Here is a 25,886-nt window from a genome sequence, read left to right on the forward strand (position 1 = left end):
TGCATTGATGATAAGGAGACTTCAATGAAACTCGTGCCTATGCTAAGTGGTGTAGCGATTGCGGTAGCGTTGTCCGCCTGTGCCGGTAAGAGCGCCCAGGTGCCGGTACCTGCAGCCGATCCGAACGGGATTAATACCCTTTCACAGCAATCCATTCAGCAGCCTAATGTTTCCGGTACCATCTGGATCAAACAGAGAGTCGCTTTGCCGCCGGATGCGGTATTAACGGTAACGCTGTCTGATGCTTCTCTGGCCGACGCGCCGTCGAAAGTCCTGGCTCAGCGTGCGGTTCGTACTGAAGGTAAGCAGGCGCCATTTAGCTTCGTGCTGCCATATAACCCGTCAGACGTACAGCCGAATGCCCGTATCCTGCTGAGTGCCGCGGTAACGATCAACGATAAGCTGGTCTTTATTACCGATACGGTTCAGGAAGCCATTAACCACGGTGGGACTAAAGTCGACCTGAATCTGGTTCCCGTACAGCAAACCGAAGTGCCGGTTGCTCCACAGACCAATCAGCCGTCCCTGCCAACCCCACCGACCCAGATGTAATTGTTACTATTACCCTCTCCTTCGGGGGAGGGGTTAGTACACCCACCGGTACTTTTGCAAATCAATCTGTCCCGATCCCGATACCTGCACACCCTCTGACAGTAATGCCTGGCGCTGGCGCTGGAGATCCGGTCCGGTCAGCGAGATGGCACCATGACGATTCACCACGCGATGCCAGGGCAGCGTGCTTCCTTCCGGCAGCCGTTTAAGAACGCCGCCTACCTGTCGCGCCGCGCGCGGTGAACCGGCCAGCTGTGCGACATCACCATAGGTTGTGACGTAGCCTTCCGGGATTGAGGCCACAATTTGCCATACGCGTTGGGGAAAGGAGTCGTGTTCGTCCATACCTGCACCTGTGGGGATCATCTGGACAGCCATGGTAAACGAAGATTGCCCTGATTGCTGCGCCTGTTTGCGCAATAAACCAGCATCCGGTTCCGGGTCGCTTGCAATTGGGTCTTCGCACAGGGATAATGCGCCAGCGCGTTGGTTATCAACGCTCTCAATGGGGGCTCTGTTGGTTCTCCCGCAACGCTACTCTGTTCACCAGGTCAGGTCCGGAAGGAAGCAGCCAGGGCAGACGACGTGGGTGCCGGGATGTAGCTGGCAGGGCCCCCACCCATTTACGGCCTCGTACAAACCTTCCTGCGTTACCTCTCTCGGTAGTCATTATTCCACAATACTTTAACGCCTAGACGCTGTAATATATATTTCATCGTGCTGAAATATTATTGTCATAAACCTGTAATAATAGACTGGCATTTTATAATTGGACGTCTATTTAACACCAAAATTCAAAAAAATATAAATCTGGATAACAGTGTTAACTTCGTGTATTACATAAAGTACTTATTCCGAAGGGAAGTGACAAACATGGCTACTGCGGTTTTAAATGTTAAAATTGACGACGCGCTAAAAGAAAGGCTTCGCCACTATGCGGAAGTGAATAACGAGAATTTAAGCGTGACCACAGAGAAACTGCTGCTGCTGGCGTTTGAAGCAGTAGAAGAGGCGGGAGTATCGGAAGAAGATATTGATAATCAGCATACGGAAGAAGAGAGTGTTTCTCCTTTTACTCCTAAAGAAATCAAAGCACTACGTAAACTTCTGAAGAAGAGAAAATGAAACAACAACTGTCAACTGCCAGTGACTACAACGAGGCCTGCGATCTCTTGCGCTCAGGCTATGTGAAGCATGTACGTCTTGGCTGGAATGTTGGAAGCGATGAGTTCTTTCGTATTGCGTCTGACTGGTGTGATACCGGTGCAAAAATAAAGAAAGACGGTGATAACTTCGTTATTTCGCTGAAAGGTTTCCCTATTCCTCCGCAACATTAATTGTTGTCCAGTGAAAACTGCTGACTGCATATATTACAGTCAGCAGTTTTTATTTTATGATCCCCTTCAAACTTTTTATTCTTAAACCAGACTGCGTTTGATGGCCGGCTCATTTGAATGTAATGCACGCCATAAGGGTTTAATCCGCAGTAACGCCGCTTCCATTTCCGCTGGCTCCAGCGAGAAGGGCATGCGCAAAAAGCGGTCAAACGCCCCCGATAAGCCAAACCGTGTGCCCGTTCCCAGGTTAATCCCGATGATTTCTGCCCGCGCGGCAAGCTGTGTCGCCAGCATGCCGGGAAGTTCGATCCAGTAAGACAGTCCGCCTTCCGCCTCATGGAATCGCCACTCGGGAAAATGTTCACGCAGCAGTTCACTGCATCGATCGCGCCGTTCCGCAAGCATCTTGCGGCGAGCGGGCAGAAAACGTTCGCTATTGTTGATAAGCCACAGCGTCGCCAGTTGCTCCAGCAGCGGCGAGCCCAGATCAAGCGTATCCCGCGTCTGGGCGAGGGTGGCGATGGTACGTGAAGAGGCGCGGATCCAGCCGAGACGCAGCCCGCCCCAGAAGCTTTTTCCGGCGGAGCCTAATGTCATGACGGTTGCCTCCCGGTTAAATGATGCCAGCGGTGGCGGTGGGGGCGAGTCAAACCAGAGATCGACCATCGTTTCATCTACAACCAGCGTCGTGCGGGTTTGTGCGGCAATATCGGCGATCGCCTGACGGGTTGCGATATCCATACAACGCCCGGTTGGGTTGTGAAAATCAGGCATCAGGTAAGCCAGGCGCGGTGCGGTCTGGGCAAGCGTGGCGGCAAAACCATCCGTGTCCCAGCCTGTATCCGGCAGCGACACCCCAACGGGCCGGCACTGTGCCCCCTGAATGGCGGCAATCGCCAGCGGATAGGTAGGGTGATCGACCACGACGCGATCTCCCGGCCCGGTTAACATCCGCAATATCAGCGCAAAACCGCTGACGGCACCGTTGACCACCATGACTTCGTCTGCGCGGGTGGGAAGACCCCGTTCGGTATAGCGTGCCGCTATAGCTTCCCGAAGCGCAGGCAGCCCAAGCTGGTCGTAGCCCGTCAGCGAGAGGTGCTGGGTAATAGCCGTCAGCGCGTGGGTATAAGCCTGGTGGATCTCTGGCCCGGCATTGAGGGCGGCAGTGGAGAGATCCAGTGCGGCACTCGCCGCTGAAAGGGTAGGAACGGCGCGCGTATCCGGGAGGATCACGCGCGACCCGCTGCCGTGGCGGCTTTCAAGATATCCCTCCTCGCGCAGATGGGCGAGGGCGCTGCTGACGGTGGTCCGGCTCACGTCCAGCGCCGTAGCCAGCTCACGCTCACCCGGCAGTCGCGTATTTAATGCCAGTCGGCCATCAAGGATTAACAGACGCAACGCGTCAGCCAGCTGGCGCCAGAGCGGGGTGCGGGATGAAGCTTGCTGCCAGTGGCCTAAAAGGCGTACCAGAGACTGACTTCCAAAGCGGCGTGATGACATATGCAGTCCACTATTTGAAAACTGGACATTAATCATAGTGCCATTTTAGGTCAGGATGAAAGCCTGGTTATCGGGAGAAGATAAAAAATGGTACGTCGTCTGCTACAACTTTATGTCGGTTTGGGTCTGTATGGCCTCTCTACCACGATGTTTATTCGCTCGGATCTGGGGGTTGATCCGTGGGATGTATTTCACCTCGGCGTCGGGCTACAGCTGGGGATGAGTATCGGGACGGTGATCATTTTGACCGGCGCTGCGGTGCTGCTGCTGTGGATCCCCCTGCGCCAGATGCCCGGACTCGGCACGATCAGTAACGTGATTTGTATCGGTCTGGCGGCAGACGCCAGCATGGCGCTCATCCCCGAGCTGAGTTCGTTACCTGTGCGAATCGCTTTCCTGGTATCGGGCATTGTGATGAACGCGATTGCCACCAGTATGTACATTGGTGCCGGTTTCGGGCCCGGCCCGCGCGATGGTCTGATGACAGGCATTCACGCCCGGCTGGGCTGGTCCATTCGCAGCGTGCGAACCACAATCGAAGTGTCCGTCCTGCTGATTGGGTGCGTGCTTGGCGGTACGTTTGGCGTAGGAACCGTACTGTATGCCCTGACCATTGGTCCGCTTATTCAGCTCTGTATGCCCTGGTTCCGCCAGAAGTCGCGCAATGAGAACGTTCCTCAGCCGGAACGGGTTGTTTAATTTGCGAAGCGCTCACATGTTTTAACGGCATCGCTGTGGCAGAATAGTCGCTTCGACTATCGCGATGCCAGAAAGCATGAAAGCAATCACTCTCTATGATGTCGCCTCCCTTGCGGGGGTTTCTTATCAGACCGTTTCCCGCGTGATTAACGACGCGGAGCATGTCTCTGCCCGCACGCGGGAAAAGGTGCAGCAGGCAATGGCGGAACTGCACTATGTGCCTAACCTGCGGGCACAACAGCTGGCGGGTAAACGCACCCGTACGCTGGGTCTTATTACGACCGATCTGGCGCTGCACGCGCCTTCACAAATCGTCTCGGCGGTAAAATCCCGGGCAGCGGAACAGGGGGCGAGTGTCCTCATTTCCATGGTAGAGCAACCGCACCAGTGTCAGGCCGCGCTTCAGGCGTTGCTGGCGCAGCGGGTGGAAGCACTGCTGGTCAATGTGCCGCTTGACGATCCTCACGCTGAACAGCTCAGGGCGCTGGCATCGCCCGTTCCGGTGCTGTTTCTGGATGTATCGCCCTCAGCGCAGGTAAACAGCCTCGTGTTTAACGCAGAGGAAGGGGCGCGTCTGGGCGTTGAGCATCTGCTTTCGCTGGGGCATCAGCATATTGCTTTGTTGAGCGGACCGGAAAGCTCGGTCTCTGCGCGTGCGCGTCTGGCCGGATGGCAAGCGACGCTGGCACAGGCCGGCCTTGACGCGGTTGCCGTGGAATACGGTGACTGGAGCGCGGCCAGCGGTTATGAGAAAGGGCATATGCTGCTGTCGGGTACGGTATTACCGGAGGCGATTCTGGTGGCGAACGATCAAATGGCGCTTGGGGTGATGCGCGCCTGCGCGGAAAAAGGGGTAGCGATCCCTGGCCAGCTATCGGTAGTCGGGTTTGACGATACGGCCGACAGTGCCTGGTTTTCGCCGCCGCTGACGACCGTTCGCCAGGCGTTTCGCCAGGCGGGCGAACGCAGCGTGACGTGGCTGCTGGACCCCCTCCAGGGCGATGCGTGCTGGCAGGTTCAGCTGCCGGTTACGCTGGTGATCCGTCACTCCACCGCGCGCCGCCATCCGCAGCAGGCCGAACAAGAGGATCTGGCGGAGCAGCTCAGACGCCTGGCTCTCCTGGCAGAGCAGCTTGCGCGTAAATAAAACTTTGTGATCTGACTCGCTGCTCCGCGATGGAATGCTTTACCCTCGCTCAGTGCCAGGGCATGTTAACCAAAATTGTGAGCGCTTCGCAAAGAGGTTAGTATGCCCAACACTTTATCACCGACGCTCGGTGCCATTCTGGCCCGACGGGACTGGGAAAACCACGGCGTTACCCAGTGGAACCGGCTGTCGGCTCATGCGCCGTTACACAGCTGGCGCCATGAATCCTCGGCCCTGAACGACGAGGAGTCAGTCAGCAGACGTTCTCTTAACGGGGCGTGGCGGTTTAATTATTTTCCTGCACCCGAGCAAGTCCCGGAGGCATGGGTAACGGAAGATTGCGCGGACGCCGTTGCGATGCCCGTGCCGTCTAACTGGCAGATGCAGGGATTTGACACGCCCATCTACACCAACGTCACCTATCCCATTCCCGTCACGCCGCCTTTTGTTCCACAAGAGAACCCAACCGGATGTTACTCGCTCACATTTGAGGTGGATGACGCCTGGCTCCACGGCGGGCAAACCCGCATTATCTTTGACGGCGTGAACTCGGCGTTTCATCTTTGGTGCAACGGACAGTGGATAGGCTATTCCCAGGACAGCCGCTTGCCCGCCGAATTCGATCTCTCGGCGGCGCTGCGCGCCGGGGAGAACCGCCTGGCGGTCATGGTACTGCGCTGGTGCGACGGCAGTTATCTTGAAGACCAGGACATGTGGCGGATGAGCGGCATTTTCCGCGACGTCACTTTGCTGCATAAACCCGAAACGCAGATCGCCGATTACCATGTGTTGACGGACCTGAACGCTGAGCTGGACCGCGCGGTGCTGAAAGTGGCGGTCGCGCTGACAGGCGCTCGCTACGCGGAGTGCGATGTCACGATAACGCTGTGGCGCAACGGTGAACGCTGTGCCAGCGCGACCCAGCGGCCAGGCTCTGCCATTGTGGACGAGCGTGGCGGCTGGGCTGAGCGGTTAACGGTGGCGATCCCCGTCGAGCACCCTGCGCTGTGGAGTGCTGAAACGCCGGAACTGTATCGCCTGACGATTGCGCTTCTCAACCCGCAGGGTGAGGTGGTCGAGGTCGAGGCATGCGACGTTGGCTTCCGCCGCGTTGACGTCAGCAATGGCCTGCTCAAGCTCAACGGTAAACCGCTGCTGATCCGCGGCGTTAACCGACATGAGCACCACCCTGAAAACGGCCAGGTGATGGATGAAGCAACTATGCGTCGCGATATCGAAATCATGAAGCAGCACAACTTCAACGCCGTGCGCTGCTCGCACTATCCTAATCATCCGCTGTGGTACCGGCTTTGCGATCGTTATGGGCTGTACGTCGTTGACGAAGCGAATATCGAAACGCACGGTATGGTGCCGATGAGCCGCCTCGCTGACGATCCGCGCTGGCTACCTGCCATGAGCGAGCGCGTGACCCGCATGGTGCAGCGCGACCGAAATCATCCTTCGATTATTATCTGGTCGCTGGGCAATGAATCCGGCCACGGTGCGAACCACGATGCGCTGTACCGCTGGCTGAAAACCACCGACCCGACTCGCCCGGTGCAGTATGAAGGCGGCGGGGCGAATACGGCAGCGACCGATATTGTCTGCCCGATGTACGCCCGGGTCGATCAGGATCAGCCTTTCCCGGCAGTCCCTAAATGGTCAATCAAGAAATGGATCGGCATGCCGGATGAAACGCGTCCGCTGATCCTCTGCGAATACGCCCACGCGATGGGCAACAGCTTTGGTGGGTTTGCGAAATACTGGCAGGCGTTTCGCAATCATCCTCGCCTGCAGGGCGGGTTTGTCTGGGACTGGGTCGATCAGGCCCTGACGAAGCAAGACGAAAAGGGTAACGCGTTCTGGGCGTATGGCGGAGACTTTGGCGATAAGCCGAACGATCGGCAGTTTTGCCTCAATGGTCTGGTATTCCCCGACCGAACCCCGCATCCGGCGCTGTACGAAGCGCAGCGCGCCCAGCAGTTCTTTACCTTTACGCTGGCGAGCACTGCTCCGCTGGTGATTGAGGTGCAAAGCGGCTACCTGTTCCGCCACACCGATAACGAGGTGCTGAGCTGGACGATTGCACGTGATGGAGAGGTGCTGGCCGCGGGCGAGGTCACGCTCGCGATGGTTCCCGAGGGCACCCAGCGTCTGGAGCTCGATCTGCCGGCGCCGAAGGCCGGGCCGGGAGAGGTTTGGCTGAATGTTGAGGTTCGCCAGCCGCGGGCAACGCCGTGGTCACCGGCTGGCCATCGCTGCGCGTGGGAGCAGTGGCCGCTCCCGGTTCCTCTCTTTATTGCGCCGACAGTGTCTGCGGGCGAACCTCCCGTGTTGACGCAACATGACCTCATGCTGGAGATAACGCATCAGCAGCAGCGCTGGCAGTTCGATTGCACTTCCGGAAACCTGACCCAATGGTGGCGAGATGGCGTGGAACTGTTGATTTCGCCCGTGACGGATAGCTTCAGCCGCGCGCCGTTGGATAATGACATTGGCGTGAGCGAAGCGACGAAAATCGATCCGAACGCGTGGGTTGAACGCTGGAAAGCAGCGGGTATGTACGATCTCACCTCCCGCGTACTGTCCTGTGATGCAGAGCAGCATGCTCGCGAGGTGGTGGTCAATACCCTGCATGTCTGGGAGTACCACGGCAAAGCGCTGTTCCTGAGCCGTAAAACCTGGCGGGTGGACGAGCAGGGCGTTCTGCATGGTGATATTCAGGTCGATATGGCGTCTGATATCCCGGAACCCGCGCGGATTGGCCTGAGCGTTCATCTCGCCGAAGCGCCGGAAAACGTTCACTGGCTGGGGCTGGGGCCGCACGAAAATTACCCGGACAGAAAGCTGGCGGCACAGCAGGGGCGCTGGACATTGCCCCTGGAGGCGATGCACACGCCGTATATCTTCCCGACGGAAAATGGTTTGCGCTGCGATACCCGCGAACTTGTGGCAGGAACGCATCTGCTGAATGGTCAGTTCCACTTCTCAATAAGCCGCTACAGCCAGCAGCAGTTGCGCGAGACAACCCATCACCACCTGTTACGTGAAGAGCCGGGGTGTTGGCTCAACCTCGACGCGTTCCACATGGGCGTGGGCGGCGATGACTCCTGGAGCCCCAGCGTCTCGCCGGAATTTCTCCTGCAGACGCGCCAGCTTCGTTATCGCTTCAGCTGGCGTCAGAAGGCGGTCTGACGGGCAGTCCCGCGGCCATATTTTGTGTCCGCGGGGCTTAGTCAGAATACTTCCCGAGGTTATTTTCTGCCCACAGAATAAATTCCGTCTTTGGCAGCGCCTTACTGTAGAACCACCCCTGCCCATACTGCACCCCATGACGGTGCAGCCACGCGAGCTGCCCTTCGGTCTCGACACCCTCCGCCACCATCGCCAGCTTCAGCGATTTCGCCATTTCAATAATGTGCGGCGTGACGTTTTTGTACTCCAGCGCATCCACGAACGATTTATCAATTTTGAGCGTATCTACGTCGAGATCCTGCAGATAGCTCAGGCTGGAGTAGCCCGTGCCAAAGTCATCAATATAGACAGGGTGACCGGAATGGCGTAGCGCGGCGATAGCCGGGGCGCTGATTTTAGGGTCGGCAAAACCGCGTTCGGTGAGCTCAAGAGCGATTTGTCGCGGATGAATTTGCCATTTATTCATTAACTTACTCAGCAATGGTGGCAGTTTGCCGGAGGTCAAATCGGCAGGGGCGAGATTAATGGAGATATGCTGATCGGGGTGGTGTTGCAACCAGTGGCCCATATCTTCAAACACTTTTTCAATGACTAACTGCGTGAGCTGCGAGATGAGCCCGGTTTGTTCAGCAAGGGGAACAAAAATATCCGGCGAGAGGCTGCTGCCATCTGGCTGAGGCCAGCGCGCCAGCGCCTCTGCCCCCACCACTTTCCCGCTACAGAGCGCCACGATGGGCTGATAGTGAACCACAAAATCCCGGCTGTTAATGGCGTCAAGCAGGCGATTGCGGGGCGACTGGATGCGACGCAGTATCCGCAAGACAAACAGTGCGGCGAGCAAGCTTATCAACATGCCAAACGGTAACCAGAAAAGGAGTTGCCTGTGCCAGGTATCAGCCAAAGGTTTGAGCGGAGCCCAGGTCACGACGGTAAAGCCCAACTCAGGGACAGGCTTCATCACGTACATTGAACCGTTGTACTGGACGCGGTCTCCCTCTCGTTCCTGAATCATCTCGCGGATATGCGGCGCGAGTGGATTAGTGCTGGCAAAAATGCGGTGTGTTGCGGTTCCGACCAGGGCTGCGTCGATGGCTATTTCCCCGAAGGGGATCACATCCACCAGCGAGTCAGGATCGATCATGACAAGGTAGCGGCCTTTGCCCAGCACAACCATGTAGCGGTGAAATCCCAGATCGTTTTGCGCCGTCAGCCATGCGCTGTAACCATCCCGGGTAATGCGCGTTGGTGGGGGGAAGGGGGAGGCATGGCTGGATTGCTCCAGCGAGGAGCAGCGTGGTTTCAGGTTGTCGGTATAGATCGCTTCCTGGACATATCGCCAGGAAAACGCGGCCCGGCGCATCTCTTTCAAATGCAAAGGGCTGCACGGCACGCCGTCATACGTTTGCAGATGATTAAGCGCATCTTTTGCCTGAGCCAGGACCCTGTCGGTTCGTATCAGCACACGAGAAGCATAGTTATCCAGCGCATCGACAAATTTCTCTTCCGCCTGGCGATGCGCCAGCCAGATGCTCAGGCAAATGGGAACCAGCACAGAAAAGATAAGTATGCCAGTCACCAGACTGACCAGATGTCGGGTGTTCATGCTGTCGTTTCCTTTCTCATATGTCGAAATCCGGACGCTGAGTTCCCTGCCTGAAGAGAAAGATTTTACCGCGAAATGATACAGTTATAGCACGTGGGCGGCCTGGTTTTTATTTTATCTCAGGTAAACCTGTAAAATATCAGTGGCAAAAGGGGGGTTGTTTTTTCAACAAGGGCTGGATATTATTTTGTTATGTTATAACAAAACATGAGAGATTGATGATGAAACCTGATATCCATCCAGCGTATCGCACTGTGGTATTCCACGACACCAGTGCCAATGAATATTTTAAAGTCGGCTCAACCATTAAAACTGACCGCGAAATTGAACTCGACGGTGAAACGTATCCATACATCACCATCGAGGTTTCTTCGAAATCGCACCCGTTTTATACCGGTAAGCAAAAAACGTTCTCCACGGATGGCAGCGCGGCGCGCTTCCGTAAGCGTTTTGGCGGTTTTCTTAATGCGAAGCGGGGGTAATGATGCAGGTGCTTAACTCATTGCGCAGTGCGAAACAGCGTCACCCGGATTGCCAGATAGTCAAACGCAAGGGACGCTTATACGTGATTTGCAAATCCAATCCGCGCTTTAAGGCGGTTCAGGGGCGTAAGAAAAGACGCTAGGCGCGTATTTCTCGCCAGCTTTCCAGGGATCTTTTCTGTTTGCCATCGGCGGTAAAATTGTCGGTGGCAAGCCAGCCTTCAAAGGCGCTCGCCAGCGCCGGCCACTCTTTGTCGAGAATCGAAAACCAGTCGGTATCCCGGTTACGGCCTTTTATGACCAGCGCCTGGCGAAACCGCCCTTCAAACTGAAAACCCAGGCGCAGTGCGGCTTTGCGTGAAGGCGCGTTAAGGCTGTTGCACTTCCATTCGTATCGCCGATAGCCCAGGGTATCAAACACGTACCGCATCAGCAGGTATTGCGCTTCTGTCGACATTGGCGTGCGGCTCAACAGGGGTGAGAAATGAACGTGACCTACCTCCACGACGCCGTTTTTCGGATCGATCCGCATCAGGGCCAGCGTTCCGACCGGAGACTGGGTCTGATTATCAATGACGGCAAAGTGCATCGGGTCAGATAAATCACTCACGCTCGCCACCCATTCGGCATACTCGGCGGCCGTGGCATCAGGTTCGCGCAGCAGCCACGTCCAGCTACGGGTGTCTTCGGCCAGGGAATAGGCGGAGAAGAGCGCCTCGGCATGCACCACGCGCAGCGGTTCAAGCCGACAAAAACGCCCCTGCAGCACCACCCGGGACGGATGTGGTCGAGGCTGCCAGTCGATAAGGGCGTCGCCCACGGGTTGTCCAAACTCATTGAATGTCTTCATCTTCATTTCCGTGACGTTGAAAAGAGCTTCAGACTAGTGAATTGCTGGTTCCTTAAAAAGCACCACTCGGCTATGTTTTGTTGGTACCACAAGGAGATGAGATGAATATACCGGGTGATGAATTTTATACTTTGCTCCATGCTGCACTGAAAAAGCGTGGGGACGAGACACTCCAGCGAGCGCTCTATCTGGCTTTGCGAGAGGCCATCCTCAGCGGGAAACTTCAGTCTGGTAGCCAGCTATCCGGCTCGCGCACGCTGGCGCAGCAGCTTGCGGTTTCCCGGAACACCGTTAACGCGGCGCTGGATCAGCTCACGCTTGAAGGCTATTTGCTGCGTAACCGGCAGGGGACAAAGGTTGCTCAATTTGCGCATCGCGCACGCGTCCGGACATTGCCGGCGCCTGAGGTTGTGCTGGCAAAACGGGTCACTCATCTGCCTGCGCCGGTGCAGCGTGATACTCCGGTCATGGCATTTACGCCGGGAACGCCCGCCATCAACTATTTCCCTTTGCCGCTGTGGCGGCGATTGTACGATCGCGTCCTGCGCGAGGAGGGGAGTGCTCTGCTAGGGTATGGCGATCCGGCCGGAGAGCCGTCGCTTCGTGCGGCGATTGCTCGCCACCTCGCGCTCTCCCGGGGCATTGACTGCGACGCCAGCCAGATAGTGATAACCGAAGGGGCGCTTGAAGGGGTTAATCTGTGCACGATGCTATTGAGCGAACCTGGCGATGTTGCCTGGGTGGAAAACCCCGGCTATGCCGGGGCCAAAAGTGCCTTTGTCAAAACCGGCCTGACAATGACGGGAATGCCGGTGGATGATGAGGGAATGTGCTGGGAAGGGCTGCGTGCGCCTTCCCCCACGCTGATTTTCACTTCGCCCTCGCATCAGTTCCCTTGCGGAAGCGTGCTCAGCGCGCGGCGGCGGCTGGCGTTGCTGGAGCTGGCCCGACAGCACAACGCATGGATCATTGAAGATGATTACGACAGCGAGTTCCGTTATGCCGGTGAGCCCGTACCGGCCATGCTGGGAATGGTGAATAACGCCCCTGTTGTGTATCTCGGAACCTTCAGCAAAACGTTGTTTCCGTCACTCAGAATGGGGTTTATGGTGCTGCCGCCCGCACTGGCGAAGGCGTCGCGCGCTGCCATTGGCTCGCTGCTGCGCGGCGGGCATCGTGCGGAGCAGCGCACCCTCGCGCTGTTCATTGAAGAAGGTCACTATGCCCGTCATCTTGCTGCCATGCGGCGGCTTTATCGTAAACGTTACCGCCAGCTGCGCGAGGCGCTGAGCACAGCGCTTCACACCCCTCACCGTATTCTTGCCGGAGAGGGCGGGATGCACCTGACGGTGACGATTAACGGTATTGATGACCAGAGGCTGGTGGAGAAGGCGAGGGCATTTCAGCTGGCACCCGCTGCGCTGAGCGGGTACTACCTGGAGGCGAAGCAGGGGCAAACCGGTCTGGTTTTAGGTTATGGCAATACCTCTGCTTCGCAGTTTGTGCCGGGTATCCGACGCCTGCAGGCGTTAATTACGCAGCAGCAGGGCGGGAAAGAGTAAAGACATCATAGAAAGAGAGCTGACCTTTGGTGGAAACCATTTTTTGCAGCTTCTCTTTTTGCACGGTTTCAACGGCCGGAGAGTGCATGATGCTCTCGATAAGCTCCGCAGGCACGAAACGCGTGTTGTACCATTCACCGTTGTAGCAGACCCGGAAATCGAGCACGTCGATATCTTCATAACGGTAGCGGGGATTCACGTCGAAAAAGAAAAAAGCGTTAAAGACGACAAATAACACAACCAGTAGCCAGACGGAGTCCACCAGCGTCTCGGACTTCAGCATCACAATAAGCGTTGCCAGCCAGGCGGCATACATTGCGACAAACAGTCCGGGATGTTTGCGGATAAAGCTGATGCTAAAGCGCGGGCGATTATCGCGCTTTTCGCGGAGGTTAAGATCGTCGATGGTGGCGGTAAGCAGGCGCTGTATCTCGGTCATTTTTTGCCTTTATGCGTGTAGACAATACAGGGTGTCTGCCAATTTTAGGAGAGCCATCCCGCTGAAAAAAGTAACAGTCAGGCGCTAAAAGACCATAACAGTTGACTCCCCCGGGATCTTACAGCGTTTTGATGATCTTCGCCGGGTTACCCCCAACGACGACATTAGACGGGACGTCTTTCGTCACGACGGCACCGGAAGCGACGACCACGTTGTCACCCAGGGTAACGCCTGGGTTAATGACCGCCCGTCCGCCAATCCAGACATTATTGCCAATAGTGACGGGCTTACCAAACTCGACGCCGCTATTACGTTCCTCCGCATCCAGGGGATGGGTTGCTGTATAAATATGAACACCCGGCGCGAGCATACAGTTATCGCCAATATGAACAGGACACACATCCAGCATCACGCAATCGAAGTTCGCGTAAAAGTTTTTGCCCAGATAAATGTTATATCCATAGTCACAGCGGAAACTCGGCTCAATATAAGCCCCTTCACTTTGCCCCAGCAGTTCCGCCAGAATGGTCTGGCGTTCTGTTTTTTCATCAGGCGCAGTGTGGTTATAGCGATGGATGAGATGGCGTGCCCGCAGTCTGTCGGCGCGTAGTGTCTCATCACCCGGGCGGTAATGTTCACCTGAAATCATCTTCTGTTTTTCAATGCTCATCGTAAACCTCTCTGGATGTGATTCCTGAAGGGTAATCGCAACTGGCCAGGAGGGGAACGTTCCCGAAAAGCCGATGTGAGCAGAGTCACAACATTGTTGCTGATGAGCGCGTTTAACACGGAGACCTGGCTTTCGCACAGGGAGCATAACGGGACAGGTAAATACAGCTTAGAACGTGGCGTAGAAACTCTACAGACACACTTCAAAGATCAACGAACAAATTTCCACACGGATGTGGGGATTTTGTCATATAACTTATTCATCGTTAGCTCAGCGAGGCGATGGTCAGCAGCTGAATAAAATACCGCCAGTTCATTATCAGAAAGCTCGTATTTATTCTTTTCAATGACACGTTCGAGGGTGTCAATTGACTGACAACGACGTAAGCGCATCAAATAATCGACCTTTGTGAGTGGTTTTTCAGACATAAATTCACCTTAGTAATTGTAATAATTTTAACAGGAAAGGCTAACGGGGTTAGCTCTGCTCACGTTGACGAAACAGCGGAATAGTCGGTTTCCCGATTTGCGCCATTTTTGCAAATCCTGAGCGTTAATGCCGTAACTACTGAACAACATAAAGGTGTCGTCCAGGTATTCATCAATTTGCTCAATGAGCTTATTATCTTCATTGTACTTAATTTTATAATTAAGTGCGAAGGTAGCGATATGCTCGATAAGCTCGTTCAACTGTAAATTGATCGCAGACGTTGGATCGTTTACCCAGCCATGGTTACTTTCATCAAGATTGGCAAGGCAGTCATGGTACAAGGATTCGCAGAGAAATTTCAACTGCGCGATATCATGCCGTTTTGGCGAGTACTCGTCCATAGCGCATCCCCTTCTGAGTGATTTATTACTCACCGAACATCATTGTCGGGATGGATACAACTGACTTAGCTACATGAGTGCTGTGTTCCTGATAACCTAACTATAAGCCACTCCTGTCTGGATTTCACCGCGCTATTACGAAAAATTACAAATAAAACCGCAGGCTGCGAGACTCTACGCAAATGTTCATCCGGAACGGAACATTTTTATCCAGATTAACGCTTGTTTTGTTAGCTTCCTTACGTTTCATTAGCTTAGGTTTGCGCCTGAAGAAAAAGTTCAAATCCGGAGTTCTGTTTTTCCGAACTTTTAATTAGGAATATTCCTAACCCTCTGACCGAAGAAATGAATTTAAAAAAATCCTGTATTCTCGGATTACGTTATGCGTTATTTATGATATGTCCTGTTACGCTGGCAGAAAATAAATAAAACCACAATAAGCGTATTTTATGATTTTTTCTTAAAATGAAAAAGGCCGCTAATGCGGCCTTTTTATGATGTGAAACCGGTATCAGTGCGGTTCTACCGAATGACTGTGCTCAACATCTTCATTTTTGCGGCTGAAGCGGCGGCGAACCACCACGAAGAACACCGGAACGAAGAAGATAGCCAGCACGGTCGCGGTGATCATACCGCCCATCACGCCAGTACCGACCGCGTTCTGCGCACCGGAGCCCGCGCCAGAGCTGATAACCAGCGGCAGTACGCCGAGGATAAACGCCAGTGACGTCATCAGAATAGGACGCAGACGCATACGTACCGCTTCAAGCGTCGCCTCGATAAGCCCTTTACCTTCTTTCTCCATCAGGTCTTTGGCGAATTCAACGATAAGTATCGCGTTCTTCGCCGACAAGCCAATGGTTGTCAGCAGGCCTACCTGGAAGTACACGTCGTTGGTCAATCCACGGAACGTCGCCGCCAGCAGTGCACCGATAACCCCGAGTGGAACCACCAGCATAACGGAGAACGGAATCGACCAGCTCTCATACAGTGCCGCCAGACACAGGAATACCACAATCAAAGAAATGGCATACAGGGCAGGGGCCTGGTTACCGGACAGACGTTCCTGATAGGACATACCGGTCCAGTCATAGCCGATGCCCGAAGGCAATTTGCTCGCCAGCTCTTCCATCAGGTTCATGGCTTCACCGGTGCTTCGGCCTGGTGCGGCCTGACCCAGGATCTCCATTGATGGCAGACCGTTGTAACGTTCCAGACGTGGTGAACCATATTCCCAGCGTGACGTTGAGAACGCCGCGAACGGAACCATCTGACCATTGCTGCCGCGAACGTACCAGTTATTAATATCGTTCGGCAACATACGGTACTGCGCCTCTGACATCACGTACACTTTCTTCACACGACCACGGTCGATGAAGTCGTTCACGTAGCTACCGCCCCAGGCCGCGCCCAGTGTGGTATTGATGTCGCTGATGGACACGCCCAGCGCCTGTGCTTTCTCCTGGTCGATATCGATCTTGTACTGCGGCGTATCTTCCAGACCGTTTGGACGCACGCCAACCAGTAGGTCAGGGTGTTTCGCCACCTCGCCGAACAGTTGGTTACGTGCCTGCGTCAGTTTTTCGTGACCCAGACCGCCCTGGTCGATCAGCTGGAAGTCGAAACCGGTCGCGGTACCCAGTTCAACAATCGCTGGCAGGTTAAAGGCGAAGACCATCGCATCCTTAATCTGCGAGAAGGTCCCCATTGCACGGCCAGTGATGGCCTCAACTTTGTTCTCTTCGCCCGGACGATCCGCCCAGTCTTTCAGAGAGACGAAGGCGATACCGGTGTTCTGACCACGACCCGCAAAGCCAAAGCCGTTAACCGCAAACACGGACTCAACGTTCGCTTTCTCTTTGGTGAGGTAGTAGTCCGTCACTTCATCCAGCACTTTCTGGGTACGCTCCTGCGATGCACCCGCCGGAAGCTGCGCCATCGTCAGGAACACGCCCTGGTCTTCATCAGGCAGGAACGAGCTTGGCAGACGAACGAACAGATAGGCCATGCCGACGACAATGATGATATAGAGCAGCAGATAACGACCGGTGCTACGCAGGATGTTGCCCACGCTGTCGGTGTAGTGGTGCGTGCTCTTGTCAAACATGCGGTTAAACCAGCCGAAGAACCCTTTATGCTCGCCATGACCGCCTTTCTGAATGGGCTTCAGCATGGTGGCACACAGCGCAGGCGTCAGGATCAATGCGACCAGCACCGACAGCGCCATCGCGGAAACGATGGTAATCGAGAACTGGCGGTAAATCGCACCGGTAGAGCCGCCGAAGAAGGCCATCGGGATAAATACCGCCGACAGTACCATCGCGATACCGACCAGCGCGCCCTGGATCTGGCCCATGGATTTACGGGTTGCTTCCTTCGGCGGTAAACCCTCTTCCGCCATGACACGCTCGACGTTCTCTACCACTACGATGGCGTCATCCACCAACAGGCCGATGGCAAGCACCATCCCGAACATCGTCAGGGTATTTATCGAGAATCCAAAGGCCGCAAGGATGGCAAAGGTCCCCAGCAGAACGACCGGCACGGCGATGGTTGGGATCAGCGTCGCGCGGAAGTTTTGCAGGAATAGATACATCACCAGGAAGACCAGGATAATCGCTTCTACCAGCGTTTTAACCACTTCATGAATCGAAATTTTTACGAACGGCGTCGTGTCGTACGGGTAGACGATTTTCAGACCTGACGGGAAGAACGGTTCCATCTTCTTCAGCTCTGCGCGGATCGCCGTGGCGGTGTCCAGGGCGTTAGCGCCGGTCGCCAGTTTAATACCCAGACCGGAAGCGGGTTTACCGTTAAACTTCGCAATGATGTCGTAGTTTTCGCCACCCAGCTCCACTTTCGCTACGTCGCGCAGGCGAACCTGCGAACCGTCCTGATTCACTTTCAGCAGGATTTTGCTGAACTCATCGGCGGAGGTCAGACGGGTTTGCGCGATAATGGACGCGTTAAGCTGCTGGCCTTTCACAGGTGGTGTACCGCCTAACTGACCGGCTGCCACCTGGGCGTTCTGCGCTTTAATCGCGTTAATCACGTCAACCGGCGTCAGCTGGAAGTTGTTCAATTTGTTCGGATCCATCCAGATACGCATCGCGTACTGAGAACCGAACAGCTGAACGTCACCCACACCGGAAGTACGGCTGATGGCATCCTTCATGTTGGCGCCCACGTAGTCGGAAATATCCTCCTGCGTCATGGTGCCGTTGGTGTTGATAACGCCAACAACCATCAGGAAGCTACTGGACGATTTCTCGACGCTCACGCCCTGCTGTTGTACTTCCTGCGGCAGCAACGGCATTGCCAGCTGCAGTTTGTTCTGCACCTGAACCTGCGCGATGTCAGCATCGGTACCTGACTCGAAGGTCAGGGTGATCTGTACTGTACCGGTTGAGTCACTGTTTGAGGACATGTACATCAGGTTATCGATACCGTTCATGTTCTGTTCGATAACCTGGGTGACGGTGTCCTGCACCGTTTTCGCATCAGCGCCCGGGTAGGTTGCGGAAATTGTCACCGCCGGTGGCGCAATCGTTGGATATTGCGCGACAGGCAGCTTCAGGATCGCAAGTCCCCCGGCCAACATGATGATAATGGCGATCACCCACGCAAATATGGGGCGATCGATAAAGAAATTAGGCATGTCTTAACGGCTCCTGTTTAAGTTAAGACTTGGTTTGTTCTGACTGGTCAGCGGCCGAAGCAGATTGTTTATCGTCAGATTTCACTTCCTGTGCTTTGACCTGCGCACCAGGACGAACTTTTTGCAAACCAGTAACAATCACGCGATCGCCATCTTTCAGACCTTCCGTCACCAGCCATTTATCGCCAATCGCCTGAGTGGCGGTAATGTTGCGCATTTCGACTTTGTCATCCGCCCCGACAACCAGCGCGCTCGCATCGCCACGTGGCGTACGGGTCACACCCTGCTGTGGAACCAGAAGTGCGGTTGGATTGGTGCCTTCTTCCAGACGCGCCCGAACGAACATACCTGGCAGCAGATTTTTGTCAGGGTTCGGGAAAATCGCCCGTAAGGTGATGGAACCAGTAGTCTGGTCGACCGTCACATCGGAGAACTCCAGAGTCCCTTCCTGCGGGAACTTGATACCGTCGTTAGTCACCAGCTCCACTTTGGCTTTGCCGTTTTCCTGTTTCAGGGTGCCGTTAGCCAGCTCCTGTTTCAGGCGCAGGAAATCATTGCTGGACTGGGTCACGTCAACGTAGATCGGATCAAGCTGCTGCACGGTAGCCAGCGCAGTGGTTTGTCCGTTCTGTACCAGCGCCCCTTCCGTGACGGAAGATTTACCAATACGACCGCTGATAGGGGAGGTCACTTTGGTATAGGCCAGATTAATACGTGCGGTTTCGACGGCCGCTTTGGCGGCCACCACGGCGGCGTTAGCCTGCTGGGCATCGGCCAGAGCGGTATCATAATCCTGTTGACTGATGTACTTCGTACCGAGCAGTTTTTGATAACGGTTCAGCGTCAGCTGGGCGATTTTGGCGGCGGCTTGCGCTTTTGCCAGGTCGCCTTTGGCGCTTTCATAAGAGGCCTGATAGGTCGCGGGATCAATCTGATACAGAGACTCACCGGCTTTCACATCACCGCCTTCGGTAAAGTTACGTTTCAGGATAATGCCACTCACCTGAGGGCGAACTTCCGCAATGCGATAGGCATTGGTACGGCCAGGTAATTCGGTGGTGATCTGCAGAGGTTCAGATTTGAGTGTCACTACGCCGACTTCTGGCGCCTGCTGAGCTCCTTGTTGAGCTGGTTTGTCGTCACATCCTGTTAGCGCTAAGCTGCCTGAGAGCATCAGAACGACCGCCAGAGGCGTTAACCCTCTGTTTTTGTTCATATGTAAACCTCGAGTGTCCGATTTCAAATTGATCAATGGTCCTGAGTCCAAAAACCCATTGCTGCGTTTATATTATCGTCATGCTATGGTACATACATTCACAAATGTATGTAAATCTGACTCCTGTAAATTCACTCACCTATGGCACGAAAAACTAAACAACAAGCGCTGGAAACCCGACAACATATCCTTGATGTGGCAATACGTTTGTTCTCTCAGCAGGGTGTTTCATCAACCTCGTTGGCACAAATTGCTCAGGCTGCTGGCGTGACTCGGGGTGCGATTTACTGGCATTTTAAAGATAAGTCAGATCTGTTCAGTGAAATCTGGGAGCTTTCAGAGTCCAGCATTAGCGATCTTGAGAGTGAGTATCGGGCAAAATTCCCTGACGATCCACTCTCAGTATTAAGAGAGATATTAGTATATATCCTTGAAGCTACGGTAGTTGAAGAACGTCGCAGATTAATGATGGAAATTATTTTTCATAAATGCGAGTTCGTGGGCGAGATGGCGGTGGTGCAGCAGGCGCAGCGTAGTTTGTGCCTGGAGAGTTATGACCGCATTGAACAAACGCTCACCCAGTGTATGCAGGCGAAGCTGTTACCGGCTAATTTACTGACTCGTCGGGCGGCTATCCTGATGCGCAGCTATATTTCGGGCCTGATGGAAAACTGGCTTTTTGCGCCGGACTCCTTTGACCTCAAGCAGGAAGCACGCAGCTATGTCGCGATTTTACTGGAAATGTGTCAGTTCTGCCCGACGCTGCGCAGCGATGCCCCTTCGTTACCCGCCTGAGCCATTCCAGGATTTATCTTAGAGGATAACGTTCACGCTATTCTGCTTCAGACGAGCGTGATATTCTTCACGCCGGACTATTATCGGTCATCTGCTGACATCATTCACAACTATGCTGCCCATCAATCGCTCGCAACATCCTGTTTTTGCATTGCTCTTTGCTATGCTGTTTTTCTTCTCCACCGGACCGCTTTCGTGGGCCCGCGCAGATAACAGTACGGATATCCCCTCACGCAGTGATGTTCAGTCGCAACTCGACACCCTGAACAAACAAAAAGAGCTCTCTCCGCAGGAGAAACTCACCCAGCAGGATCTGACAGAGACGCTGGAAAATATTGATAAAATTGAGCGCGTTAAAGCAGAAACCACCCAGCTTCGTCAGAAGGTGGCGCAGGCGCCTGAGAACATGCGCAAGGCCACGGAAGCGCTGAATGCGCTGAGTGACGTCGATAACGACGACGAAACGCGTAAGACGCTCGCCACGCTTTCTTTGCGTCAGCTGGAGTCACGCGTTGCCCAATTGCTCGACGATCTGCAAACCGCGCAGTCCGACCTCGCGACCTACAACAGTCAGCTCGTCTCTCTGCAAACCCAGCCCGAGCGCGTGCAAAATGCGATGTATACCGCGTCTCAGCAGCTGCAGCAGATCCGCAACCGCCTGAACGGTACGACGGTGGGGGAAGGGACGCTTCGCCCAACGCAGCAAACTCTGCTACTGGTTCAGCAGTCATTACTCAATGCGCAAATTGAACAGCAGCGTAAAAGCCTGGAAGGGAATACGGTGCTGCAGGACACGCTCCAGAAACAGCGTGATTACGTCACGGCGAATATTAATCGTCTGGAACACCAGCTTCAGCTGCTGCAGGAAGCGGTAAATAGTAAGCGTCTGACCCTGACGGAAAAAACGGCCCAGGAAGCGGTATCGCCGGATGAAACGGCCCGTATTCAGGCCAACCCGCTGGTGAAACAGGAGCTTGAGGCTAACCATCAGCTGAGTCAGCGTCTGATTCTGGCGACGGAAAACGGCAACTCGCTGGTTCAGCAAAACATTAAAGTGAAAAACTGGCTGGATCGGGCGCTGCAGGCGGAACGCAACATCAAAGAACAGATCGCGGTCCTGAAAGGTAGCCTCCTGCTGTCGCGTATTCTCTACCAGCAGCAGCAGACGCTGCCGTCCGCCGACGAGCTGGAAGACATGACTAACCGCATTGCGGATTTGCGTCTGGAACAATTTGACGTGAATCAGCAGCGTGATGCCCTTTTCCAGAGCGATAACTTCGTCGCCAAAATTGAAGAGGGTCATTCCAGCGACGTGAACCCGGAAGTGCATGACGCGCTGCTCCAGGTCGTCGATATGCGCCGTGAGCTATTGGATCAGCTCAACAAACAGTTGGGCAACCAGCTGATGATGGCCATCAACCTGCAGATCAACCAGCAGCAGCTGGTCAGCGTTTCCAAAAGCCTGCAGGAGATTTTGACGCAGCAAATTTTCTGGGTGAACAGCAACAAGCCGATGGACTGGGATTGGGTGAAGTCCTTCCCTGAACAGCTGAAAACGCAGATCAAGAGCATGAAAATCACCGTGAACTGGGAGAAAGCCTGGCCTGCGGTAATGATTGCTTTCCTGGCGGGATTACCTCTGCTGCTGATTGCCGGTCTGATTCGCTGGCGTTTGAAATGGCTTAAACAGTACCAGGCGAAGCTGGCCTCGGAAGTGGGGCAACTGCGCAACGACAGCCAGCTCCATACGCCAAAAGCGATTCTGATCGACCTTATTCGCGCCCTGCCGGTGTGCCTGATTATTCTGGCGGTAGGCCTGATTCTGCTCACCATGCAGCTTAACGTCAGCGATCTGCTGTGGGCATTCAGCAAAAAACTGGCGCTGTTCTGGCTGGTGTTTGGCCTGTGCTGGAAGGTCCTGGAGAAAGACGGCGTTGCGGTCCGTCATTTCAACATGCCTGCCCAACTGACCAGCCACTGGCGTCGACAGATTGTACGTGTCAGCCTGGCGCTTCTGCCGCTTCACTTCTGGTCAGTTGTTTCTGAACTGTCTCCGCTGCATCTGATGGATGATGTGCTGGGTCAGCTGGTCATTATGCTGAACCTGCTGCTGATTGCCATCCTCATGTGGCCGATGTGCCGCGATAGCTGGCGTGATAAAGAGTCCCACAATATTCGTCTGGCCACCGTGACGGTACTGGCGATCATTCCGCTGGCGCTGATGGTGCTTACGGCGACGGGCTACTTCTATACCACGCTGCGTCTGTCCGGGCGCTGGATCGAAACGGTCTATCTGGTGATCGTCTGGAATCTGCTCTATCAAACCGTACTGCGCGGGTTAAGCGTCGCGGCTCGCCGTATTGCTTACCGTCGTGCCATCGCGCGTCGTCAGCATCAGGTGAAAGAGGGCGCCGAAGGGGCGGAGCCACAGGAAGAACCGACCATCGCGCTGGAGCAGGTCAACCAGCAGACGCTGCGTATCACTATGCTGGTGATGATCGCGCTGTTTGCGGTGATGTTCTGGGCTATCTGGTCTGATTTAATTACCGTTTTCGCCTACCTCGACAGCATCACCCTCTGGCAGTACAACGGCACCGAAGCTGGCGCTGCGGTGATGAAAAGCGTCACCATGGGCAGCCTGCTGTTTGCGCTGGTGTCGTCGGTGGTAGCCTGGGCGCTGATTCGCAACCTGCCGGGTCTGCTGGAAGTGCTGGTCCTCTCGCGGCTAAACCTGCGTCAGGGGGCGTCGTACGCTATCACCACGATCCTGAACTACGTCATCATTATTGTCGGGGCGATGACGGTATTCGGCTCGCTGGGCGTCTCGTGGGATAAACTCCAGTGGCTGGCGGCCGCCCTCTCGGTAGGTCTGGGTTTTGGCCTGCAGGAGATCTTCGGTAACTTTGTCTCCGGTCTGATCATCCTGTTCGAACGTCCGGTGCGAATTGGCGATACCGTCACCATCGGGACGTTCTCCGGTACGGTCAGCAAGATCCGCATTCGTGCCACCACGATTACCGATTTCGATCGCAAAGAGGTGATCATCCCGAACAAGGCGTTCGTGACCGAGCGTCTGATCAACTGGTCGCTCTCTGATACGGTGACGCGCGTGGTGATCCGCCTGGGCGTAGCCTATGGATCGGATCTGGAGAAGGTGAAAGAGGTGCTGCTGAAGGCAGCCTCAGAACATCCGAAAGTGATGCACGATCCGGCTCCGGCGGTGTTCTTCACCACCTTCGGGCCAAGCACGCTGGATCATGAACTGCGTTTATACGTGCGTGAACTGCGTGACCGTAGCTACACGGTAGATGAGCTTAACCGGTCTATCGATCGCCTGTGCCGTGAAAACGATATTAATATCGCCTTCAACCAGCTTGAAGTTCACCTGCGTAACGAAAAAGGTGATGAGCATACGGAAGTGAAGCGCGACATTAAAGGTGACGATCCCACTCCGGCTTAATCTATTTTCCCTCTCCCTGTGGGAGAGGGTTAGGGTGAGGGCTACTGGCCTTCACCTTTCCTTCGAAATCCCGCTGCACAATCGCCAGCGCTTTCAGCACCGTTTCGGCGGGAATATCATGATTCTCCAGCAGCATAATTAAATCGACGGCCAGCTTGACCTCATCGGGTGCATTTTCCAGTGACATGGGTGTGGCTCCTGTTAGCGGGTCAAACGTTCAATGACGCGTTCAATCTCATCCAGCGCCTGACGGCAGCGCACAATGCGGCCTTCCAGGGCGCTAATCTCGCGCATCAATAATTGTTGTTCTTCCAGCGTTTCGCTGTTATTCAGCCGCACTTCGCGCTCACGTTTCATCTCAAACAGTCGGCGTTCAAACTCCTGATTCTCCAGCCGCTTGCGCTGCCATTTGCCGAGTCCGGGCGAGCCGCTGTCCCAGGCGCGTAGCGGCCAGGCGGCAATTTCGCGATGCAGGGCGGTGATTTGCTCAGTGAGATGCTCTGCAAGCCACGCCACCTGTTCCTGCTGTTCACTTTCAACCGCATGGCAAAGCTCGTCAAGGTGGGTCTGCGCCTCAGCCAGGTAATCCTGAATGACCGTACTGCGGGTACGAAAAAGCTGCCGATCAAAGCGCGGCTTCAGCGTGGCGTGCCCCAGCAGTGGGGTGGCCTCTGCTCGCAGGGTGGTCAACTGTTTTTGCAGCGTCTCCAGAAGCAAGGCTGTTTTCAAAACGCTCTCCAGTGGTAAAGTAGCCGTTCAGTTTGATAACGATTCGCATTATGCAGCGTACTATTTTAATCATCATTGGCTGGCTCGCGGTAGTGCTGGGTACACTGGGTGTGGTTTTACCCTTACTGCCCACCACGCCGTTTATCCTGCTGGCAGCCTGGTGCTTCGCCCGCTCGTCGCCGCGTTTTCACCACTGGCTGCTTTATCGCTCATGGTTTGGTGGCTACCTGCGCCACTGGCAAAAACACCGTGCCATGCCGCCCGGCGCGAAGCCGCGCGCGATTACGGTGATCCTCATTACCTTTGCTATTTCATTATGGCTGGTGAAAATGATGTGGGTGCGGATCCTGCTGCTGATCATTCTGACCTGCCTGCTTATCTTCATGTGGCGGATCCCCGTGGTTGATGAAAAGCAACAAAAGCACTGAAGCCTCATAATGGCTGTTGCAATTATTGCGTACAGCCAGTAAATTCGACCGTTTTCGAGCACAGGCGCGCCTGGTTAAAGGTTAAACGATTGTTACCTTTACCCACTCCGTTGCGCGTCGTGAGTAACACTGTTTCATTTAGGCACAAACCGATGACCGCAACTGCACAGCAGCTTGAATATCTGAAAAACAGCATCAAAAGCATCCAGGACTATCCAAAACCTGGCATTCTTTTCCGTGATGTCACCAGCTTGCTGGAAGACCCGAAAGCGTACGCGCTCAGCATTGAACTGCTGGTCGAGCGTTATAAAAACGCCGGGATCACCAAAGTAGTAGGTACCGAAGCCCGTGGCTTCCTGTTTGGCGCACCGGTTGCGCTGGCAATGGGCGTGGGTTTTGTGCCGGTGCGTAAACCGCGCAAACTGCCGCGTGAAACCATCGCAGAGAGCTACGAGCTGGAGTACGGCACCGATCAGCTGGAAATCCACGTTGATGCGATCAAGCCTGGCGACAAAGTGCTGGTGGTGGACGATCTGCTGGCGACCGGCGGCACCATCGAAGCGACCGTGAAGCTGATCCGTCGTCTGGGTGGCGAAGTGACCGACGCGGCGTTCATCATTAACCTGTTCGATCTCGGCGGCGAACAGCGCCTGGAAAAACAGGGCATTACCAGCTACAGCCTGGTGCCATTCCCGGGTCATTAATCCCGGTTTTCACAACCTCGCTCAATA

The 25,886-nt window shown here is 54.9% G+C and carries 25 protein-coding genes and 1 other RNA gene; 14 read left to right on the forward strand and 12 right to left on the reverse strand.

The window, feature by feature from the left end:
• The first annotated feature begins 24 nt into the window (after positions 1 to 24).
• Positions 25 to 552 carry a YbaY family lipoprotein gene (locus L3068_RS04995; RefSeq protein WP_014882789.1) on the forward strand — a complete coding sequence of 176 codons (528 nt, stop codon included), beginning with the start codon at positions 25 to 27 and terminating at the stop codon, positions 550 to 552.
• Positions 553 to 585: 33 nt separating this feature from the next.
• On the opposite strand, the gene L3068_RS05000 is transcribed toward L3068_RS04995, so the two are convergent.
• Positions 586 to 897 (reverse strand): MGMT family protein, encoded by a 312-nt coding sequence (locus L3068_RS05000; RefSeq protein ID WP_014882790.1) that lies wholly within the window; start codon positions 895 to 897, stop codon positions 586 to 588.
• A 170-nt stretch (positions 898 to 1,067) separates the two neighbouring features.
• Here L3068_RS05000 and ffs point away from each other — a divergent pair.
• The 3 genes from ffs to L3068_RS05015 all read left to right on the forward strand — a co-directional run bounded on the left by ffs (position 1,068) and on the right by L3068_RS05015 (position 1,889).
• An RNA gene (gene ffs / locus L3068_RS05005) (signal recognition particle sRNA small type) lies at positions 1,068 to 1,164 on the forward strand.
• Positions 1,165 to 1,425: 261 nt separating this feature from the next.
• Positions 1,426 to 1,677: a hypothetical protein gene (locus tag L3068_RS05010; RefSeq protein ID WP_023310587.1), complete on the forward strand. Its 252-nt coding sequence runs from the start codon at positions 1,426 to 1,428 to the stop codon at positions 1,675 to 1,677.
• Positions 1,674 to 1,889 (forward strand): hypothetical protein, encoded by a 216-nt coding sequence (locus tag L3068_RS05015; RefSeq protein WP_023310588.1) that lies wholly within the window; start codon positions 1,674 to 1,676, stop codon positions 1,887 to 1,889. The genes L3068_RS05010 and L3068_RS05015 overlap by 4 nt, the downstream gene beginning before the upstream one ends.
• Positions 1,890 to 1,970: 81 nt before the next feature.
• Here L3068_RS05015 and yczR read toward each other — a convergent pair whose 3' ends face one another.
• A complete protein-coding gene (gene yczR / locus L3068_RS05020) occupies positions 1,971 to 3,392 on the reverse strand; it encodes a MocR-like transcription factor YczR (protein ID WP_014882792.1) in 1,422 nt (473 codons plus the stop codon).
• An 87-nt stretch (positions 3,393 to 3,479) separates the two neighbouring features.
• On the opposite strand from yczR, the gene yczE reads away from it, so the two are divergent.
• The 3 genes from yczE (at position 3,480) to L3068_RS05035 (ending at position 8,433) form a co-directional block, all read left to right on the forward strand.
• Positions 3,480 to 4,091, forward strand: coding sequence for a membrane protein YczE (yczE, locus tag L3068_RS05025; protein ID WP_014882793.1), 612 nt, complete (start codon positions 3,480 to 3,482; stop codon positions 4,089 to 4,091).
• Between the two features lie 76 nt (positions 4,092 to 4,167).
• A complete protein-coding gene (locus L3068_RS05030) occupies positions 4,168 to 5,238 on the forward strand; it encodes a LacI family DNA-binding transcriptional regulator (protein ID WP_014882794.1) in 1,071 nt (356 codons plus the stop codon).
• 102 nt (positions 5,239 to 5,340) lie between these two features.
• A complete protein-coding gene (locus L3068_RS05035; protein WP_117581151.1) occupies positions 5,341 to 8,433 on the forward strand; it encodes a beta-galactosidase in 3,093 nt (1,030 codons plus the stop codon).
• A 37-nt stretch (positions 8,434 to 8,470) separates the two neighbouring features.
• Here the strand turns inward: L3068_RS05035 and pdeB are convergent, their stop codons facing one another.
• Positions 8,471 to 10,036, reverse strand: coding sequence for a cyclic di-3',5'-guanosine monophosphate phosphodiesterase PdeB (gene pdeB / locus L3068_RS05040; RefSeq protein WP_117581150.1), 1,566 nt, complete (start codon positions 10,034 to 10,036; stop codon positions 8,471 to 8,473).
• A gap of 221 nt (positions 10,037 to 10,257) precedes the next feature.
• On the opposite strand from pdeB, the gene L3068_RS05045 reads away from it, so the two are divergent.
• Together L3068_RS05045 and ykgO are read left to right on the forward strand one after the other, a co-directional pair.
• Positions 10,258 to 10,518: a type B 50S ribosomal protein L31 gene (locus L3068_RS05045; RefSeq protein WP_010428154.1), complete on the forward strand. Its 261-nt coding sequence runs from the start codon at positions 10,258 to 10,260 to the stop codon at positions 10,516 to 10,518.
• A gap of 2 nt (positions 10,519 to 10,520) precedes the next feature.
• Positions 10,521 to 10,661, forward strand: coding sequence for a type B 50S ribosomal protein L36 (ykgO, locus tag L3068_RS05050; RefSeq protein WP_003859006.1), 141 nt, complete (start codon positions 10,521 to 10,523; stop codon positions 10,659 to 10,661).
• On the opposite strand, the gene L3068_RS05055 is transcribed toward ykgO, so the two are convergent.
• Positions 10,658 to 11,368 carry a GNAT family N-acetyltransferase gene (locus L3068_RS05055; RefSeq protein ID WP_032637309.1) on the reverse strand — a complete coding sequence of 237 codons (711 nt, stop codon included), beginning with the start codon at positions 11,366 to 11,368 and terminating at the stop codon, positions 10,658 to 10,660. The genes ykgO and L3068_RS05055 overlap by 4 nt on opposite strands.
• 101 nt (positions 11,369 to 11,469) lie before the next feature.
• Here L3068_RS05055 and pdxR point away from each other — a divergent pair, with 101 nt between their 5' ends.
• Positions 11,470 to 12,930, forward strand: coding sequence for a MocR-like pyridoxine biosynthesis transcription factor PdxR (gene pdxR / locus L3068_RS05060; RefSeq protein WP_117581149.1), 1,461 nt, complete (start codon positions 11,470 to 11,472; stop codon positions 12,928 to 12,930).
• On the opposite strand, the gene L3068_RS05065 is transcribed toward pdxR, so the two are convergent.
• The 6 genes from L3068_RS05065 to acrA form a co-directional block, all read right to left on the reverse strand.
• On the reverse strand, positions 12,902 to 13,369 hold the full coding sequence (locus L3068_RS05065) for a YlaC family protein (protein WP_014882800.1): 468 nt from the start codon (positions 13,367 to 13,369) through the stop codon (positions 12,902 to 12,904). The genes pdxR and L3068_RS05065 overlap by 29 nt on opposite strands.
• 118 nt (positions 13,370 to 13,487) lie before the next feature.
• Entirely contained in the window at positions 13,488 to 14,039 is a 552-nt protein-coding gene (gene maa / locus L3068_RS05070; protein WP_014882801.1) for a maltose O-acetyltransferase, read from the reverse strand.
• A gap of 209 nt (positions 14,040 to 14,248) precedes the next feature.
• Positions 14,249 to 14,467: a hemolysin expression-modulating protein Hha gene (gene hha / locus L3068_RS05075; protein WP_014882802.1), complete on the reverse strand. Its 219-nt coding sequence runs from the start codon at positions 14,465 to 14,467 to the stop codon at positions 14,249 to 14,251.
• 27 nt (positions 14,468 to 14,494) lie between these two features.
• Positions 14,495 to 14,869: an Hha toxicity modulator TomB gene (tomB, locus tag L3068_RS05080; RefSeq protein WP_008499288.1), complete on the reverse strand. Its 375-nt coding sequence runs from the start codon at positions 14,867 to 14,869 to the stop codon at positions 14,495 to 14,497.
• A 511-nt stretch (positions 14,870 to 15,380) separates the two neighbouring features.
• Positions 15,381 to 18,527: a multidrug efflux RND transporter permease subunit AcrB gene (acrB, locus tag L3068_RS05085; RefSeq protein WP_014882803.1), complete on the reverse strand. Its 3,147-nt coding sequence runs from the start codon at positions 18,525 to 18,527 to the stop codon at positions 15,381 to 15,383.
• A gap of 22 nt (positions 18,528 to 18,549) precedes the next feature.
• Complete coding sequence (gene acrA, locus L3068_RS05090) at positions 18,550 to 19,743, reverse strand: multidrug efflux RND transporter periplasmic adaptor subunit AcrA (RefSeq protein ID WP_014882804.1); 1,194 nt, start codon at positions 19,741 to 19,743, stop codon at positions 18,550 to 18,552.
• Between the two features lie 141 nt (positions 19,744 to 19,884).
• Here acrA and acrR point away from each other — a divergent pair, with 141 nt between their 5' ends.
• Positions 19,885 to 20,538, forward strand: coding sequence for a multidrug efflux transporter transcriptional repressor AcrR (gene acrR, locus L3068_RS05095; RefSeq protein ID WP_014882805.1), 654 nt, complete (start codon positions 19,885 to 19,887; stop codon positions 20,536 to 20,538).
• Between the two features lie 112 nt (positions 20,539 to 20,650).
• On the forward strand, positions 20,651 to 23,998 hold the full coding sequence (gene mscK / locus L3068_RS05100; protein WP_032637303.1) for a mechanosensitive channel MscK: 3,348 nt from the start codon (positions 20,651 to 20,653) through the stop codon (positions 23,996 to 23,998).
• A 1-nt stretch (position 23,999) separates the two neighbouring features.
• On the opposite strand, the gene rsmS is transcribed toward mscK, so the two are convergent.
• Positions 24,000 to 24,185, reverse strand: a complete 186-nt coding sequence (gene rsmS / locus L3068_RS05105) for a pleiotropic regulatory protein RsmS (protein ID WP_014882807.1) — start codon at positions 24,183 to 24,185, stop codon at positions 24,000 to 24,002.
• A gap of 14 nt (positions 24,186 to 24,199) precedes the next feature.
• Positions 24,200 to 24,727 (reverse strand): primosomal replication protein N'', encoded by a 528-nt coding sequence (gene priC, locus L3068_RS05110; RefSeq protein ID WP_014882808.1) that lies wholly within the window; start codon positions 24,725 to 24,727, stop codon positions 24,200 to 24,202.
• Positions 24,728 to 24,777: 50 nt separating this feature from the next.
• Here priC and L3068_RS05115 point away from each other — a divergent pair, with 50 nt between their 5' ends.
• Together L3068_RS05115 and apt are read left to right on the forward strand one after the other, a co-directional pair.
• Positions 24,778 to 25,155: a DUF454 family protein gene (locus L3068_RS05115; protein WP_117581147.1), complete on the forward strand. Its 378-nt coding sequence runs from the start codon at positions 24,778 to 24,780 to the stop codon at positions 25,153 to 25,155.
• A 152-nt stretch (positions 25,156 to 25,307) separates the two neighbouring features.
• Positions 25,308 to 25,859: an adenine phosphoribosyltransferase gene (gene apt, locus L3068_RS05120; protein WP_000127359.1), complete on the forward strand. Its 552-nt coding sequence runs from the start codon at positions 25,308 to 25,310 to the stop codon at positions 25,857 to 25,859.
• The last annotated feature ends 27 nt before the right edge of the window (positions 25,860 to 25,886 follow it).

It is taken from the genome of Enterobacter cloacae complex sp. ECL414 (genome assembly GCF_021869685.1).
GTDB classification, from domain to species: Bacteria; Pseudomonadota; Gammaproteobacteria; order Enterobacterales; family Enterobacteriaceae; genus Enterobacter; species Enterobacter kobei.

Coding starts and splice junctions, on each gene's coding strand:
- L3068_RS04995 (WP_014882789.1), top strand. CDS start 25: ATGAAACTCGTGCCTATGCTAAGTGGTGTAGCGATTGCGGTAGCGTTG.
- L3068_RS05000 (WP_014882790.1), bottom strand. CDS start 897: ATGGACGAACACGACTCCTTTCCCCAACGCGTATGGCAAATTGTGGCC.
- L3068_RS05010 (WP_023310587.1), top strand. CDS start 1,426: ATGGCTACTGCGGTTTTAAATGTTAAAATTGACGACGCGCTAAAAGAA.
- L3068_RS05015 (WP_023310588.1), top strand. CDS start 1,674: ATGAAACAACAACTGTCAACTGCCAGTGACTACAACGAGGCCTGCGAT.
- yczR (WP_014882792.1), bottom strand. CDS start 3,392: ATGTCATCACGCCGCTTTGGAAGTCAGTCTCTGGTACGCCTTTTAGGC.
- yczE (WP_014882793.1), top strand. CDS start 3,480: ATGGTACGTCGTCTGCTACAACTTTATGTCGGTTTGGGTCTGTATGGC.
- L3068_RS05030 (WP_014882794.1), top strand. CDS start 4,168: ATGAAAGCAATCACTCTCTATGATGTCGCCTCCCTTGCGGGGGTTTCT.
- L3068_RS05035 (WP_117581151.1), top strand. CDS start 5,341: ATGCCCAACACTTTATCACCGACGCTCGGTGCCATTCTGGCCCGACGG.
- pdeB (WP_117581150.1), bottom strand. CDS start 10,036: ATGAACACCCGACATCTGGTCAGTCTGGTGACTGGCATACTTATCTTT.
- L3068_RS05045 (WP_010428154.1), top strand. CDS start 10,258: ATGAAACCTGATATCCATCCAGCGTATCGCACTGTGGTATTCCACGAC.
- ykgO (WP_003859006.1), top strand. CDS start 10,521: ATGCAGGTGCTTAACTCATTGCGCAGTGCGAAACAGCGTCACCCGGAT.
- L3068_RS05055 (WP_032637309.1), bottom strand. CDS start 11,368: ATGAAGACATTCAATGAGTTTGGACAACCCGTGGGCGACGCCCTTATC.
- pdxR (WP_117581149.1), top strand. CDS start 11,470: ATGAATATACCGGGTGATGAATTTTATACTTTGCTCCATGCTGCACTG.
- L3068_RS05065 (WP_014882800.1), bottom strand. CDS start 13,369: ATGACCGAGATACAGCGCCTGCTTACCGCCACCATCGACGATCTTAAC.
- maa (WP_014882801.1), bottom strand. CDS start 14,039: ATGAGCATTGAAAAACAGAAGATGATTTCAGGTGAACATTACCGCCCG.
- hha (WP_014882802.1), bottom strand. CDS start 14,467: ATGTCTGAAAAACCACTCACAAAGGTCGATTATTTGATGCGCTTACGT.
- tomB (WP_008499288.1), bottom strand. CDS start 14,869: ATGGACGAGTACTCGCCAAAACGGCATGATATCGCGCAGTTGAAATTT.
- acrB (WP_014882803.1), bottom strand. CDS start 18,527: ATGCCTAATTTCTTTATCGATCGCCCCATATTTGCGTGGGTGATCGCC.
- acrA (WP_014882804.1), bottom strand. CDS start 19,743: ATGAACAAAAACAGAGGGTTAACGCCTCTGGCGGTCGTTCTGATGCTC.
- acrR (WP_014882805.1), top strand. CDS start 19,885: ATGGCACGAAAAACTAAACAACAAGCGCTGGAAACCCGACAACATATC.
- mscK (WP_032637303.1), top strand. CDS start 20,651: ATGCTGCCCATCAATCGCTCGCAACATCCTGTTTTTGCATTGCTCTTT.
- rsmS (WP_014882807.1), bottom strand. CDS start 24,185: ATGTCACTGGAAAATGCACCCGATGAGGTCAAGCTGGCCGTCGATTTA.
- L3068_RS05115 (WP_117581147.1), top strand. CDS start 24,778: ATGCAGCGTACTATTTTAATCATCATTGGCTGGCTCGCGGTAGTGCTG.
- apt (WP_000127359.1), top strand. CDS start 25,308: ATGACCGCAACTGCACAGCAGCTTGAATATCTGAAAAACAGCATCAAA.